This is a genomic window from Mesorhizobium sp. B2-7-2 (assembly GCF_006440775.1).
GTDB lineage: Bacteria > Pseudomonadota > Alphaproteobacteria > Rhizobiales > Rhizobiaceae > Mesorhizobium.
Map to the genome: position 1 here is coordinate 72,906 of NZ_VFTZ01000011.1, position 14,466 is coordinate 87,371.

The 14,466-nt window shown below is 63.8% G+C and carries 12 protein-coding genes; all 12 read left to right on the plus strand.

From position 1 onward, the window contains the following. The first annotated feature begins 1 nt into the window (after nucleotide 1). Nucleotides 2-1,306 (plus strand): NADH-quinone oxidoreductase subunit NuoF, encoded by a 1,305-nt coding sequence (gene nuoF / locus FJ425_RS16885; protein ID WP_140545670.1) that lies wholly within the window; start codon nucleotides 2-4, stop codon nucleotides 1,304-1,306. Nucleotides 1,307-1,381: 75 nt separating this feature from the next. Next, entirely contained in the window at nucleotides 1,382-2,065 is a 684-nt protein-coding gene (locus FJ425_RS16890) for an NADH-ubiquinone dehydrogenase (RefSeq protein WP_095764863.1), read from the plus strand. Nucleotides 2,066-2,139: 74 nt separating this feature from the next. After that, nucleotides 2,140-4,221, plus strand: a complete 2,082-nt coding sequence (gene nuoG / locus FJ425_RS16895; RefSeq protein ID WP_140626974.1) for an NADH-quinone oxidoreductase subunit NuoG — start codon at nucleotides 2,140-2,142, stop codon at nucleotides 4,219-4,221. 2 nt (nucleotides 4,222-4,223) lie between these two features. Then, complete coding sequence (gene nuoH, locus FJ425_RS16900) at nucleotides 4,224-5,267, plus strand: NADH-quinone oxidoreductase subunit NuoH (protein ID WP_140724957.1); 1,044 nt, start codon at nucleotides 4,224-4,226, stop codon at nucleotides 5,265-5,267. Further along, nucleotides 5,267-5,758, plus strand: coding sequence for an NADH-quinone oxidoreductase subunit NuoI (nuoI, locus tag FJ425_RS16905; RefSeq protein ID WP_095764866.1), 492 nt, complete (start codon nucleotides 5,267-5,269; stop codon nucleotides 5,756-5,758). The genes nuoH and nuoI overlap by 1 nt, the downstream gene beginning before the upstream one ends. Nucleotides 5,759-5,988: 230 nt before the next feature. Beyond that, complete coding sequence (locus tag FJ425_RS16910) at nucleotides 5,989-6,609, plus strand: NADH-quinone oxidoreductase subunit J (RefSeq protein ID WP_140724960.1); 621 nt, start codon at nucleotides 5,989-5,991, stop codon at nucleotides 6,607-6,609. 1 nt (nucleotide 6,610) lies between these two features. Continuing rightward, complete coding sequence (nuoK, locus tag FJ425_RS16915) at nucleotides 6,611-6,919, plus strand: NADH-quinone oxidoreductase subunit NuoK (protein ID WP_027168992.1); 309 nt, start codon at nucleotides 6,611-6,613, stop codon at nucleotides 6,917-6,919. 11 nt (nucleotides 6,920-6,930) lie between these two features. Continuing rightward, nucleotides 6,931-8,904, plus strand: a complete 1,974-nt coding sequence (gene nuoL / locus FJ425_RS16920) for an NADH-quinone oxidoreductase subunit L (protein WP_140724964.1) — start codon at nucleotides 6,931-6,933, stop codon at nucleotides 8,902-8,904. Continuing rightward, entirely contained in the window at nucleotides 8,904-10,409 is a 1,506-nt protein-coding gene (locus tag FJ425_RS16925; RefSeq protein ID WP_140724968.1) for an NADH-quinone oxidoreductase subunit M, read from the plus strand. The genes nuoL and FJ425_RS16925 overlap by 1 nt, the downstream gene beginning before the upstream one ends. Nucleotides 10,410-10,423: 14 nt before the next feature. Next, a complete protein-coding gene (nuoN, locus tag FJ425_RS16930) occupies nucleotides 10,424-11,860 on the plus strand; it encodes an NADH-quinone oxidoreductase subunit NuoN (protein WP_140724971.1) in 1,437 nt (478 codons plus the stop codon). Between the two features lie 4 nt (nucleotides 11,861-11,864). Then, on the plus strand, nucleotides 11,865-12,686 hold the full coding sequence (locus FJ425_RS16935) for a biotin--[acetyl-CoA-carboxylase] ligase (RefSeq protein ID WP_140724973.1): 822 nt from the start codon (nucleotides 11,865-11,867) through the stop codon (nucleotides 12,684-12,686). A gap of 96 nt (nucleotides 12,687-12,782) precedes the next feature. Beyond that, entirely contained in the window at nucleotides 12,783-14,453 is a 1,671-nt protein-coding gene (locus tag FJ425_RS16940; protein ID WP_140724976.1) for a ribonuclease J, read from the plus strand. Nucleotides 14,454-14,466: the final 13 nt, after the last annotated feature.

Genomic DNA, 14,466 nt, shown 5'->3' on the forward strand with positions numbered 1-14,466 from the left:
AATGCTTCAGGACAAAGACCGCATCTTCACCAACATCTACGGCCTGTTCGACAAGTCGCTGGCCGGCGCGCAGTCGCGCGGCATCTGGGACGACACGCCAGGCCTCGTCGCCAAGGGGCGCGACTGGATCATCAATGAAATGAAGGCGTCCGGCCTGCGCGGCCGTGGCGGCGCCGGCTTCCCGACCGGGTTGAAATGGTCGTTCATGCCCAAGCAGAGCGATGGACGGCCGAGCTATCTCGTCATCAATGCCGACGAATCCGAGCCCGGCACCTGCAAGGACCGCGATATCCTGCGCAACGATCCGCACACGCTGGTCGAGGGCGCACTGGTCGCCGGCTTCGCCATGGGTGCGATCGCAGCCTACATCTACGTGCGCGGCGAGTTCATCCGCGAGCGCGAGGCGCTGCAGCGCGCCATCGACGAGGCTTACGCGGCCAAGCTGATCGGCAAGAACAACACGTCCGGCTACGACTTCGACATCTACATGCATCATGGCGCCGGCGCCTATATCTGCGGCGAGGAGACGGCGCTGCTCGAAAGCCTGGAAGGCAAGAAGGGCCAGCCGCGGCTGAAGCCGCCATTCCCGGCCAATGTCGGCCTCTATGGCTGCCCGACCACCGTCAACAACGTCGAATCGATCGCGGTGGCGCCGACCATCCTGCGCCGGGGCGCCGCCTGGTTCTCGTCCTTCGGCCGCCCGAACAATGCCGGCACCAAGCTGTTCTGCGTGTCCGGCCACGTCAACAATCCGTGCACCTTCGAAGAAGCGATGTCGATCCCGTTCCGCGAGCTGATCGAGACACATTGCGGCGGCATCCGCGGCGGCTGGGACAATCTGCTCGCGGTCATTCCGGGCGGCGCTTCGGTGCCGCTGGTGCCGGCCGAGCAGATCATGGACGCGCCGATGGATTTCGACGCGCTGCGCGACCTGAAATCCGGCCTCGGCACGGCCGCCGTCATCGTCATGGACAAGTCGACGGATATCGTGAAGGCGATCGCCAGGCTGTCCTACTTCTACAAGCATGAGAGCTGCGGCCAGTGCACGCCGTGCCGCGAAGGCACCGGCTGGATGTGGCGGGTGATGGAACGGCTGGTGCGCGGAGAGGCGCAGAAGCGCGAGATCGACATGCTGCTCGACGTCACCAAGCAGGTCGAGGGCCACACGATCTGCGCGCTGGGCGACGCGGCTGCCTGGCCGATCCAGGGCCTGATGCGGCATTTCCGCGGCGAGGTGGAACGCCGCATCGACGAGTTTTCGCGCAACGCGCACCGGGTCGAGCCGGTGATGGTGGCGGCGGAATAAGACTACGAAATACGGGCTTGGCCCGAAGACTAAAAAACTGGGGCGGGCATACGAAGAAACGACCAGGAGATCTCTATGGCGCCGTATTCGATACCCTATCCGTTCGTGCCTGATTTGGACCAACTCGAGAAGATGAACCAGGACCTGACCAAGATGATGCCGAAGGAGATGGCCAGCGCCGTCAACCTTCTGGCGCATCCAGTCGCGGGTGCCGCCGCGATGTCGGCGCTCAGCATCGGTCTGGCCAACCACGCCGTCGGCATGTGGATGGGCGCGTTCACCGGCGCGCTGGAGGCTTCGCAGCGCATGTTCCAGCCTTTCCTCGACGATCTCGAGGCGCAGCACGAAGCGGCCGCCAACGCCTCCAAGGCGCGCAAGGCGACCGAGACGTTGATCGCCAGGGCTCAGACCTTCGCCCAGGATGTGACCGACATAGCGGCGAACGCGACCGAGAAAGCGCTCGACGCGACCGGGGCCGATATTGTCGCCCAACCGGCTGCAACGGGGCTGATGCCCGAGGATTTCAGGCAGCCTAAGGCCGTCGACAAGCCGGCGAAGCCGTCGGACCTGAAGGCGATTTCGGGTATCGGACCGAAGCTGGAAAAGGTGCTCAACGGTCTCGGCATCTGGACCTATGGCCAGATCGCCGCCTGGACGTCGGAAGAGATCGCCTGGGTGGAAGATTACCTGTCGCTCGCCGGCCGTATCGGCCGCGACAACTGGACTGCCCAGGCCGCGGCGCTTGCCGCGAAGAAGTGAATTGAAATGCCGGGCGCGGCTTCAGTCGCGCCCGGAAGGATAGATTGCGGGACATCCGCAGAGGTTTGAGGCGAATGGCAAAGCTAAAGGTCGACGGGAAAGAGATCACGGTACCCGACCATTACACGCTGCTGCAGGCGGCCGAGGACGCCGGCGCGGAAGTGCCGCGCTTCTGCTTCCACGAGCGGCTGTCGATCGCCGGCAATTGCCGCATGTGCCTGATCGAGGTAAAGGGCGGTCCGCCCAAGCCGCAGGCCTCCTGCGCCATGGGCGTGCGCGACCTGCGCCCGGGCCCGAATGGCGAGCCGCCGGAAATCTTCACCAACACGCCGATGGTCAAGAAGGCCCGCGAAGGCGTGATGGAATTCCTGCTGATCAACCATCCGCTCGATTGTCCGATCTGCGACCAGGGCGGCGAATGTGACCTGCAGGACCAGGCGATGGCCTTCGGCGTCGATTCCTCGCGCTATCACGAGAACAAGCGTGCGGTCGAGGACAAGTATATAGGCCCGCTGGTCAAGACGGTGATGAACCGCTGCATCCATTGCACGCGCTGCGTCCGCTTCACCACCGAGGTCGCCGGCATTTCCGAGCTCGGCCTGATCGGCCGCGGCGAGGATGCCGAGATCACCACCTATCTCGAACAGGCGATGACGTCGGAGCTGCAGGGCAATGTCATCGATCTGTGCCCGGTCGGCGCGCTGACCTCCAAGCCGTTCGCCTTCCAGGCGCGGCCGTGGGAGCTGACGAAGACGGAATCGATCGACGTCATGGACGCCGTCGGCTCGGCGATCCGCGTCGACAGCCGCGGTCGCGAAGTGATGCGCATCCTGCCGCGCGTCAACGAGGCGGTGAACGAGGAGTGGATCTCCGACAAGACCCGCTTCATCTGGGACGGCCTGCGCACGCAGCGCCTAGACCGCCCTTACGTGCGCAAGAACGGCAGGCTCGTTTCGGCAAGCTGGGCGGAAGCCTTCGCAGCGATCAAGGACGAGGTTGCAAAGACCGCGCCCGAGCGGATCGGCGCCATCGCCGGCGATCTCGCCGCGGTCGAGGAAATCTACGCGCTTAAGCTGCTGATGGCGGCGCTCGGCTCGAAGAACGTCGACTGCCGCCAGGACGGTGCCGCGCTCGATCCGTCGCTCGGCCGCGCCAGCTACATCTTCAACCCGACCATCGAAGGCATCGAGCAGGCCGATGCGGTGCTGATCATCGGCGCCAATCCGCGCTTCGAGGCCTCGGTGCTCAACGCTCGCATCCGCAAGCGCTGGCGCGTCGGCAATCTGCCGGTCGGCGTCATCGGCGAGATCGGCGACACACGCTACGACTATGAGCTGATCGGCGCCGGCCCGGAATCGCTCAAGGATCTTGCCGACGGCAACGGCAAGTTCTTTGAGGTGCTGAGCAAGGCCACGCATCCGCTGATCATCGTGGGCCAGGGCGCGCTGGCGCGCACCGACGGCGCAGCGGTGCTCGGCCAGGCAGCCAGGCTCGCGGCTGCCGTCAACGCGGTCACAGCCGAGTGGAACGGATTTGCGGTGCTGCACAACGCAGCGGCAAGAGTAGGCGGCCTCGATGTCGGCTTCGTGCCGGGCGAGGGCGGCAAGAACGTCGCCGGCATGCTGGGCGACACCGATGTGCTCTTCCTGCTCGGCGCGGACGAGATCGACATGGCCAAGACCGGCGGCGCCTTCGTCGTCTATATCGGCACGCATGGCGATGCCGGCGCGCACCGCGCCAATGTCATCCTGCCGGCCGCGGCCTACACCGAGAAGTCGGGCACCTATGTCAACACGGAAGGCCGCGTGCAGCAGACCAACCGCGCCGGCTTCGCCCCTGGCGAGGCGCGCGAGGACTGGGCGATCCTGCGGGCGCTCTCCGACGTGCTCGGCAAGAAGCTGCCCTTCGATTCGCTGGCGCAGCTGCGTGCCAAGCTCTATGGCGAATTCCCGCATCTCGCCCGCATCGACCAAGTGCAGGCGGGCAGCGGCGACGACATCGCCAAGGTGGCGAAGCTCGGCGGCCGGCTTAACAAGGGCACCTTCACCTCGCCGGTGAAGGACTTCTATCTGACCAACCCGATCGCGCGGGCGTCGGCCGTAATGGCCGAATGCTCGGCGCTGGCCAAGAGCGGCTTCAAGCAGGCGGCGGAATAAGCATGGACACCTTCTTCTCCTTCTATGTGCTGCCGACGCTGCTGATCCTGTTGAAGTCGATCGTGCTGATCGTCGTGCTTCTGATCGGCGTCGCCTATCTGCTTTATGCCGACCGCAAGATCTGGGCGGCGGTGCAATTGCGGCGTGGGCCGAACGTCGTCGGTCCGTGGGGAACGCTGCAGGCCTTTGCCGACCTTCTGAAATTCGTCTTCAAGGAGCCGGTGATCCCGTCGGGCGCCAACAAGGGCGTGTTCCTTCTGGCGCCGCTGGTGTCGGCGGTGCTGGCGATTTCGGCCTGGGCTGTCATTCCGGTCAATGAGGGATGGGCGATCGCCAACATCAATGTCGGCATCCTCTATGTCTTCGCCATCTCCTCGCTCGAGGTCTATGGCGTGATCATGGGCGGCTGGGCATCGAACTCGAAATATCCGTTCCTCGGCGCGCTGCGCTCGGCCGCGCAGATGGTCTCCTACGAAGTCTCGATCGGCTTCGTCATCGTCACCGTGCTGCTCACCGTCGGCTCGCTCAACCTCTCCGACATCGTCATGTCGCAGCAGGACGGTCTCGGCACGCGGCTCGGCCTGCCCAACACCTTCCTCGACTGGCATTGGCTGTCGCTGTTGCCGATGTTCGTGGTGTTCTTCATCTCCGCGCTTGCCGAGACGAACCGCCCGCCTTTCGACCTGGTGGAAGCGGAATCGGAGCTCGTCGCCGGCCACATGGTCGAATATTCGTCGACGCCGTTCCTGCTCTTCTTCCTCGGCGAATATGTCGCCGTCGTCCTGATGTGCGCGCTGGCGACCATCCTGTTTCTCGGCGGCTGGCTGCCGCCGTTCAACTTCGCGCCCTTCACCTGGGTGCCGGGGGTAATCTGGTTCGTGCTGAAGATCTGCCTGATGTTCTTCATGTTCTCCATGGTGAAGGCTTTCGTGCCGCGCTACCGCTACGACCAGCTGATGCGGCTGGGCTGGAAGGTGTTCCTGCCGATCTCGCTGTTCATGGTTGTCGCCACCGCGGCCTTCCTCAAGATCACGGGGTTTGCGTGATGTCCGCTCTGGCCCAGGCCGCAAAATCGCTGCTGCTGAAGGATTTCGTCAGCGCCTTCTTCCTGTCGATGCGCCAATTCTTCGCGCCGAAGGAAACGATCAACTATCCGCATGAGAAGGGGCCGATCAGCCCGCGTTTCCGCGGCGAGCATGCGCTGCGCCGCTATCCGAACGGCGAGGAACGCTGCATCGCCTGCAAGCTCTGCGAGGCGATCTGTCCGGCGCAGGCCATCACCATCGAGGCTGGCCCGCGCCGCAATGACGGCACGCGCCGCACCGTGCGCTACGACATCGACATGGTGAAGTGCATCTATTGCGGCTTCTGCCAGGAAGCCTGCCCGGTCGACGCCATCGTCGAAGGGCCGAATTTCGAATTCGCGACCGAGACGCGCGAGGAGCTCTACTACAACAAGGAAAAGCTGCTCGCGAACGGCGATCGCTGGGAGCGGGAGCTGGCGCGCAACATCGCGCTGGATGCACCGTATAGGTGATTAGCGGGCTTCTCCCCCGTTTACGGGGAGAAGATGCCGGCAGGCAGATGAGGGGCGGCGCCAGCTTCTGGAAACTTGGCGTACCCTCATCCGGCCCTTCGGGCCACCTTCTCCCCGTAAACGGGGAGAAGGAACAAGAAAGTGGACGGCGCAACGTCGTCCGTCTAAGGAACACGCGGTTTCGAACCGGAGGCGGGTCGGAGTCGGAATTTGGAACCCGGGGGAACCCCATGCTGAGTGGACTAGAGGCGGCCTTTTTCTACCTCTTCGCCTTTATCGCCGTGGCGTCGGCCTTCATGGTCATTTCGTCGCGCAACCCCGTGCATTCCGTGCTGTTCCTGATCCTCACCTTCTTCAACGCCGCGGGGCTGTTCATGCTGACCGGCGCCGAGTTCCTGGCGATGATCCTGCTGGTCGTCTATGTCGGCGCGGTGATGGTGCTTTTCCTGTTCGTCGTCATGATGCTCGACGTCGACTTCGCCGAGATGAAAGAGGGCGCGCTGCAATACGCGCCGATCGGCGCGCTGGTCGGGCTGATCCTGGCGGCGGAGCTGATCATCGTGCTCGGCGGCTACACATTCGCGCCGCAGCTCGCCTCGACGGTAGCCAAGGCAACGCCGGATCTCGCCACGCGCTCCAACACGGCGGCGCTCGGCGACATCCTCTACACGGACTACCTCTATTATTTCCAGATTTCCGGCCTGGTGCTGCTGGTCGCCATGATCGGCGCCATCGTCTTGACGTTGCGCCACAAGGAAGGCGTCAAGCGGCAGTCGATCGCCGCGCAGGTCGCCCGCACGCCGGCGACGGGCATGGAAATCCGCAAGGTCAAATCGGGCGAGGGCATCTGAGATGGTCGTCGGCATTGCACATTATCTGACCGTATCGGCGATCCTGTTCACGCTCGGCGTGTTCGGCATCTTCCTGAACCGCCGCAACATCATCGTCATCCTGATGTCGATCGAGCTCATCCTGCTTGCGGTCAACATCAACTTCGTCGCTTTCTCGGCGGCGCTGCACGACCTCGTCGGACAGGTCTTCGCCCTGTTCGTGCTGACAGTCGCAGCCGCTGAAGCGGCGATCGGTCTTGCCATTCTTGTCGTCTTCTTCCGCAACCGCGGCTCGATCGCGGTCGAAGACGTGAGCGCGATGAAGGGTTGACGGAAACCACCATGTATCAGGCTATCGTCTTCCTTCCGCTGCTTGGCTTCCTGATTGTCGGCCTGTTCGGCAATTCGCTCGGCGCCAAGGCTTCCGAATACATCACCTCCGGTTTCCTGGTGATCGCGGCGGTGCTGTCGTGGGTTGCCTTCTTCACCGTCGGCTTCGGCCATGGCGAGGTGTTCACCGTGCCGGTGCTGCGCTGGATCCAGTCGGGCGGCATCGACGCCTCCTGGGCGCTCAGGATCGACACGCTGACGGTGGTGATGCTGGTCGTCGTCAACACCGTGTCGGCGCTGGTCCACATCTACTCGATCGGCTACATGCACTACGATCCGAACCGGCCGCGTTTCTTCGCCTATCTGTCGCTGTTCACCTTCGCGATGCTGATGCTGGTGACGGCCGACAACCTCATCCAGATGTTCTTCGGCTGGGAAGGCGTCGGTCTCGCCTCATATCTCTTGATCGGCTTCTGGTACAAGAAGCCGTCGGCCAATGCGGCGGCGATCAAGGCTTTCGTCGTCAACCGCGTCGGCGACTTCGGCTTCGCGCTCGGCATCTTCGGCGTGTTCGTACTGTTCGGCTCGGTCAATCTGAGTACCGTGTTCGCCAATGCCGCATCCTTCCTGCCGGCCGAAGGTGCGCCGGCGGGTGCCGCCGTGCTCACCTTCCTCGGCCAAGCGCTCGACAAGCAGACGGCGCTGACGGTGGTCTGCCTGCTGCTCTTCATGGGCGCCATGGGCAAGTCGGCGCAGGTGCCGCTGCACACCTGGCTGCCGGACGCGATGGAAGGCCCGACGCCGGTCTCCGCGCTGATCCACGCCGCGACCATGGTGACCGCCGGCGTGTTCATGCTGGCGAGGCTTTCGCCGCTGTTCGAGCTGTCGCATTCGGCGCTGACCGTCGTCACTTTCATCGGCGCATTCACCGCCTTCTTTGCGGCGACCGTCGGCCTCGTCCAGAACGACATCAAGCGCGTCATCGCCTATTCGACCTGCTCGCAGCTCGGCTACATGTTCGTGGCGCTCGGCGTCGGCGCCTATGGCGCGGCGATCTTCCATCTTTTCACGCATGCCTTCTTCAAGGCGCTGCTGTTCCTCGGCTCCGGCTCTGTCATCCATGCCGTGTCCGACGAGCAGGACATGCGCAAGATGGGCGGCCTGCGCAAGCTGATCCCGGCGACCTACTGGATGATGGTCGTCGGCACGCTGGCGCTGACCGGCGTCGGCATTCCGGCAACGGTGATCGGCACTGCCGGCTTCTTCTCCAAGGACGCCATCATCGCGACCTCCTTCGCCAGCCACAATGCGGTCGCCGGCTTCGCCTTTATCCTGCTGGTGGTCGCCGCCTGCTTCACCAGCTTCTATTCCTGGCGGCTGATCTTCATGACCTTCCACGGCGAGCCGCGCGCCAGCCACGAGGTCATGCACCATGTCCACGAATCGCCGCCGGTGATGCTGGTGCCGCTCTATGTGCTGGCCGCCGGCGCGCTGTTTGCCGGTATCATCTTTCACGGCGCCTTCATCGGCGAGGGTTACGCCGAATTCTGGAAGGCTTCGCTGTTCACGCTGCCGGAAAACCACATCCTGCGTGAGATCCACGAATTGCCGCTCTGGGTCGAGCTCGCCCCGTTCGTCGCCATGCTGATCGGCCTTGCGGTGGCCTGGAAATTTTATATCCGGTCGCCGGAACTTCCCCGAAGCGTCGCCGCCAATCATCGCCTGCTTTATGCGTTCCTGCTCAACAAGTGGTATTTCGACGAGCTCTACGACTTCTTGTTCGTGCGGCCGGCGAAGCGCCTCGGCAGGTTCCTGTGGAAGACCGGCGACGGCGCCGTCATTGACGGCCTCGGCCCCGACGGCATCTCGGCGCGCGTCGTCGACGTCACCAACAGGGTCGTCAAGCTGCAGACCGGCTATCTCTACCACTATGCCTTCGCCATGCTGATCGGCGTGGCCGCTCTCGTCACCTGGATGATGCTCTGATGACCGACTGGCCAATCCTCTCGCTGGTCACCTTCCTGCCGCTGGTTGGTGTTCTGCTCATCCTGTTCATCAGCGACGACAGCGAAAACGCGCGCCGCAACATCCGCGCGATCGCATTCATCACGACGGCGTTCACCTTCGTCGTCTCGCTGTTCATCTGGACGGGCTTCGACAATTCGCAGGCCGGCTTCCAGTTCGTCGAGAAGCACGCCTGGCTGGATTCGGGCATTTCCTACCACATGGGCGTCGACGGCATCTCGATGCTGTTCGTCATCCTGACCACCTTCCTGATGCCGCTCTGCATACTGGCCTCCTGGGATGCGATCGAGAAGCGGGTCAAGGCCTATATGATTGCCTTCCTGATCCTCGAGACGTTGATGATCGGCGTGTTCTGCGCGCTCGACATCGTGCTGTTCTACGTCTTCTTCGAGGCCGGCCTGATCCCGATGTTCATCATCATCGGCGTCTGGGGCGGCAAGCGGCGCGTCTATGCCTCGTTCAAGTTCTTCCTCTACACGCTCGCCGGCTCGGTGCTGATGCTGCTCGCCATCATGGCCATGTTCTTCCAGTCGGGCACGACCGACATTCCGACGCTTTTGACGCATGATTTCCCGGCCAACATGCAGACCTGGCTGTGGCTCGCCTTCTTCGCCTCCTTCGCGGTGAAGATGCCGATGTGGCCGGTGCATACCTGGCTGCCCGACGCGCATGTCGAGGCGCCGACCGCGGGCTCCGTCATCCTGGCCGGCATCCTGCTGAAGATGGGCGGGTACGGCTTCCTGCGCTTCTCGCTGCCGATGTTCCCGGAGGCGTCGGCGATGTTCGCGCCGCTGGTGTTCACGCTCTCGGTTGTTGCCATCATCTACACTTCGCTGGTGGCGCTGATGCAGGAGGACATGAAGAAGCTGATCGCCTATTCGTCGGTCGCGCATATGGGCTTCGTCACCATGGGCATCTTCGCGATGAACCAGGAAGGCGTGCAGGGCGCGATCTTCCAGATGCTCAGCCACGGCCTCGTCTCGGGCGCGCTGTTCCTGTGCGTCGGCGTCATCTACGACCGCATGCATACGCGCGAGATCGACGCCTATGGCGGTCTGGTCAACAACATGCCGAAATACGCCACCGTGTTCATGATTTTTACCATGGCCAATGTCGGCCTTCCCGGCACCAGCGGGTTCGTCGGCGAATTCCTGACCATGCTCGGGGTGTTCAAGGTCAACACCTGGGTGGCGTTCTTCGCCGCCACCGGCGTCATCCTGTCGGCGGCCTACGCGCTGTGGCTCTATCGCCGGTTGATCTTCGGCGCGCTGAGCAAGGACAGCCTGAAGAACCTGCTCGACCTCTCGCCGCGCGAGAAGGCGATTGTCTACCCGCTGGTGGTGCTGGTCATCTTCTTCGGCGTCTACCCGGCGCCGGTGTTCGACGCGACGGCCCAGTCGGTCAAGACGCTCGTCACCAACGTCACCGCATCCATCAATTCCGCGCAGACCGCGGCGGCGAACTGACTGGGGAATAGACCATGACGCCGGACCTTCTCTCCAGCCTTTCGCTCTCGACGCCGGAACTGATTCTCGCCATCGGCGCGCTGGCGCTCCTGATGATCGGGGCCTATTCGCGCTCCAACAACACCATGACCGTGACCGGGCTGGCCGTCGTCGTGCTGGCGGCGGCCGGACTGTGGCTTGCCTTCTCCGGCACGCAGGGCTCCGCCTATGGCGGCGCCTTCGTGCAGGATCCCTTCAGCGCCTTCATGAAGATGCTGGCGCTGATCGGCTCGGCGGTGACGCTGATCATGTCGATGCGATTCGCGCGCCAGGAACATTTCGACAAGTTCGAATTCCCGGTTCTTATCCTGCTCTGCACGCTGGGCATGCTGTTGATGATCTCGGCCAACGGCATGATCGGGCTCTATCTCGGGCTCGAGCTGCAGTCGCTGGCGATCTACGTGCTGGCGGCGATCAACCGCGACAATCTGCGCTCGACCGAAGCCGGCCTGAAATACTTCGTCCTCGGCGCGCTGTCGTCGGGCATGCTGCTCTACGGCATCAGCCTCGTTTACGGCTACACCGGCAATACCGGCTTCCAGGAAATCGCGACTGCGCTTGGCAGCGGCGAGCGTCAGCTCGGCCTCGTCTTCGGCCTGGTGTTCGTGCTGGCAGGCCTCGCCTTCAAGATCTCGGCCGTGCCATTCCATATGTGGACGCCGGATGTCTACGAGGGGGCGCCGACGCCGATCACCGCCTTCCTGGCAGCCGCACCGAAGATGGCGGCGATGGCGCTGATCGTGCGCGTCACCATGGGCGCCTTCAAGCCGATCGCATCGGACTGGCAGCAGATCGTCGTCTTCATCTCGATCGCCTCGATGGCGCTCGGCGCTTTCGCAGCCATCGGCCAGACCAACATCAAGCGCCTGATGGCCTATTCCTCGATCGGCCATATGGGCTATGCGCTGGTCGGCCTTGCCGCCAACAGCCAGGCCGGCGTGCGCGGCGTCGCCATCTACATGCTGATCTATCTGGTGATGACGCTGGGCACCTTCGCCTTCATTCTCGCCATGCGGCGCAAGGAAGGCAATGTCGAGCAGATCAGCGATCTTTCCGGTCTCGCCTCGACCAATCCGTTCATGGCCACCATCCTCACCATCCTGATGTTCTCGCTGGCCGGCATTCCGCCGCTCGCAGGCTTCTGGGGGAAGTGGTACGTGTTCCTTGCCGCCATCAACGCGCATCTCTACGCGCTGGCGATCATCGGCGTGCTGGCCTCGGTGGTGGGCGCCTACTATTATCTGCGCATCATCAAGATCATGTGGTTCGACGAGCCGGTCGGCGGTTTTGTGCCGATGGCCAGCGAGCTGCGCCTCGTGCTCGGCGTCAGCGGCGCCTTCGTGCTGTTCTATGTGCTGATCGGCGGGCCGATCGGCAGCTATGCCGAAGCCGCTGCGAAGACCTTCTTCTGACGGGATGGCATTTCGGCTGGCTCCAACCGCGGCGTCGGAGGGGTTCCGGCTCGAGGCGCATGACAGCGTCGGCTCGACCAACGGGCTGGCGCTGGAACACGCGCGCGCCGGCGATCCCGGCAAGCTCTGGGTCGTTTCGAAGAAGCAGGAAAGCGGCCGCGGCCGCCGTGGCCGTGTCTGGGCAACGCCCGAAGGCAATCTCGCAGCGACGCTGCTTCTGGTTCCGGGCGGCGAGCTCCGCCTTGCCGCGACGCTCGGCTTTGTCGCGGGGCTTGCACTGGCCGACGCGCTAGACGCCGTCGTGCCGAAGGGCCGGATCGCCGTCGCCTTGGATGGCGCAAGCCAGGGTCGCAACCGCTTCGAATTGAAATGGCCGAACGATGTGCTGGCTTCGGGCGCCAAGCTTGCCGGCATCCTGTTGGAGTCGGCGATGCTCGATGGCGGCCGCTTTGCCGTCGCCATCGGCATCGGCGTCAACGTCGTGGCTTACCCTGAGGATTTGCCTTATCCAGCGACGTCGCTGCAGGCGCTGGGCGCCACTTGCGATGCCGAAACCCTGTTCCTGGCGCTTTCGGATGCCTGGAGCGAGAATGCCCGGATGTGGGATGACGGGCGCGGGCTCGATGCCATCAGAAGGCGCTGGCTTGCCCGCGCAGCCGGCCTCGGCGGCGAGGTTGCCGTCAGAATTGACGGCAATGTGGTGCGCGGCATCTTCGAGACCATTGACGAGGACTGCCGTTTCGTGATCCGCGACGATGAGGGATCGGTTTTGACGATCGCGGCCGGCGACGTGCATTTCGGCGCGGTCGCTTCGGCCCGCGTATAATTTTGTTCTTGCGCAATTCCGGGCGGAAAGCCGTGACACGCTTTTCCCGGAATTGCGCCAACGGCTTGGCCAAAGCGGCCAGGAAGGAAAGAATTGATGGCGAATAGACAAAACGCCGAGCTCGTTTTCGCGCCGCTGGGCGGCGTCGGCGAGATCGGCATGAACTTCGCCCTTTACGGCTATGGGCCCGCCGACGCGCGCGAATGGATCATCGTCGATGTCGGCGTCACCTTTCCGGACTCGGCACATCCCGGCGTTGATCTCATCCTTCCCGATACGCGCTTCATCGAGGAGAATATCGACGGCCTGCGCGGCATCGTCATCACCCACGCGCATGAGGATCATTACGGCGCGCTGCTCGACATTTGGCCGAAGCTTAAAGTCCCGGTCTGGATGACGCCGTTCACCGCCGGCCTGCTCGAAGCCAAGCGGCAGGGCGAGCAGGGCGCGCCGAAGATCCCTGCGTCGATCTACCGGGGCGGCGAGAAATTCACCATCGGACCTTTCGAGATCGAGGCCATTCCGGTGGCGCATTCGATTCCCGAGCCGATGTCGCTGGCGATCACCACGCCAGCCGGCGCCGTCATCCACACCGGCGACTGGAAGATAGACCCGGCGCCGACGATCGGCCCGAAGACCGACGAGGCACGCTTCCGCGCCTATGGCGACAAGGGCGTGCTGGCGCTGATCTGCGATTCCACCAACGCGCTGAGGGAAGGGGAGTCGCCGTCGGAAGTCGCTGTCGGGGAAGGCCTCAAGGGAGTCATCGAGAGCGCGAAGGGGCGCGTTGCGGTCACGACCTTCTCCTCCAATGTCGGGCGCATCGTCTCGATCGCCAAGGCGGCACGCGATGCCGGCCGGCAATGCCTCGTGCTCGGCCGATCGCTGAAGCGCGTTATCGATGTGGCGGGCGAGCTCGGCTACATGGACGGGCTGCCGGAGTTCATCGCCGAGGAGGACTATGGTTATATCCCGCGCGAGAACCTGGTGATCATCTGCACCGGCAGCCAGGGCGAGCCGCTGGCTGCCCTTGCCAAGCTTTCGCGCGACGAGATGAAGTCGGTGGCGCTGACGGCCGGCGATACGGTGGTGTTTTCCTCGCGCACCATTCCCGGCAACGAGAAGGGAATCCTCGAGATCAAGAACCGGCTGATCGATCTCGGCATGAAGATCATCGAGGACGGCGACGCGCTGGTGCATGTCTCCGGCCACCCGCGCCGCAGCGAATTGCGCAAAATGTATGAATGGGTGCGGCCGCAGATCGGCGTTCCCGTGCATGGCGAGGCGGCGCATCTGGTGGCGCAGGGCTCGCTGATGTCGATGTCGGGCATCGGCCAGGTGGCGCAGGTGCGCGACGGCGACATGCTGAGGCTCTGGCCTGGTCCTGCCACGATCATCGACCAGGTGCCGTTCGGCCGGCTCTACAAGGACGGCTCGCTGATCGGCACCGACCAGGCGATGGGCATACGCGACCGTCGCAAGCTTTCCTTCGCCGGGCATGTCGCGGTCAATGTCGTGCTCGACGACAAATATGAGCTTGCCGGCGACCCCGACCTGGTGGCGATCGGCGTCGCCGAAGCGGATGCCCGCGGCGAGACGCTGGAGGATCTGATGCTCGATGCGGCAATCGGCGCGGTGGACTCCATTCCGCGTCAGCGCCGAAAAGACCTCGACCTGGTGCAGGAGGCGGTGCGCCGCGCAGTGCGCGGCGCCGCCAACGAAGCCTGGGGCAAGAAGCCGCTGGTGACGGTGTTTGTTACGAGATGAGGGAGTAGGCAGT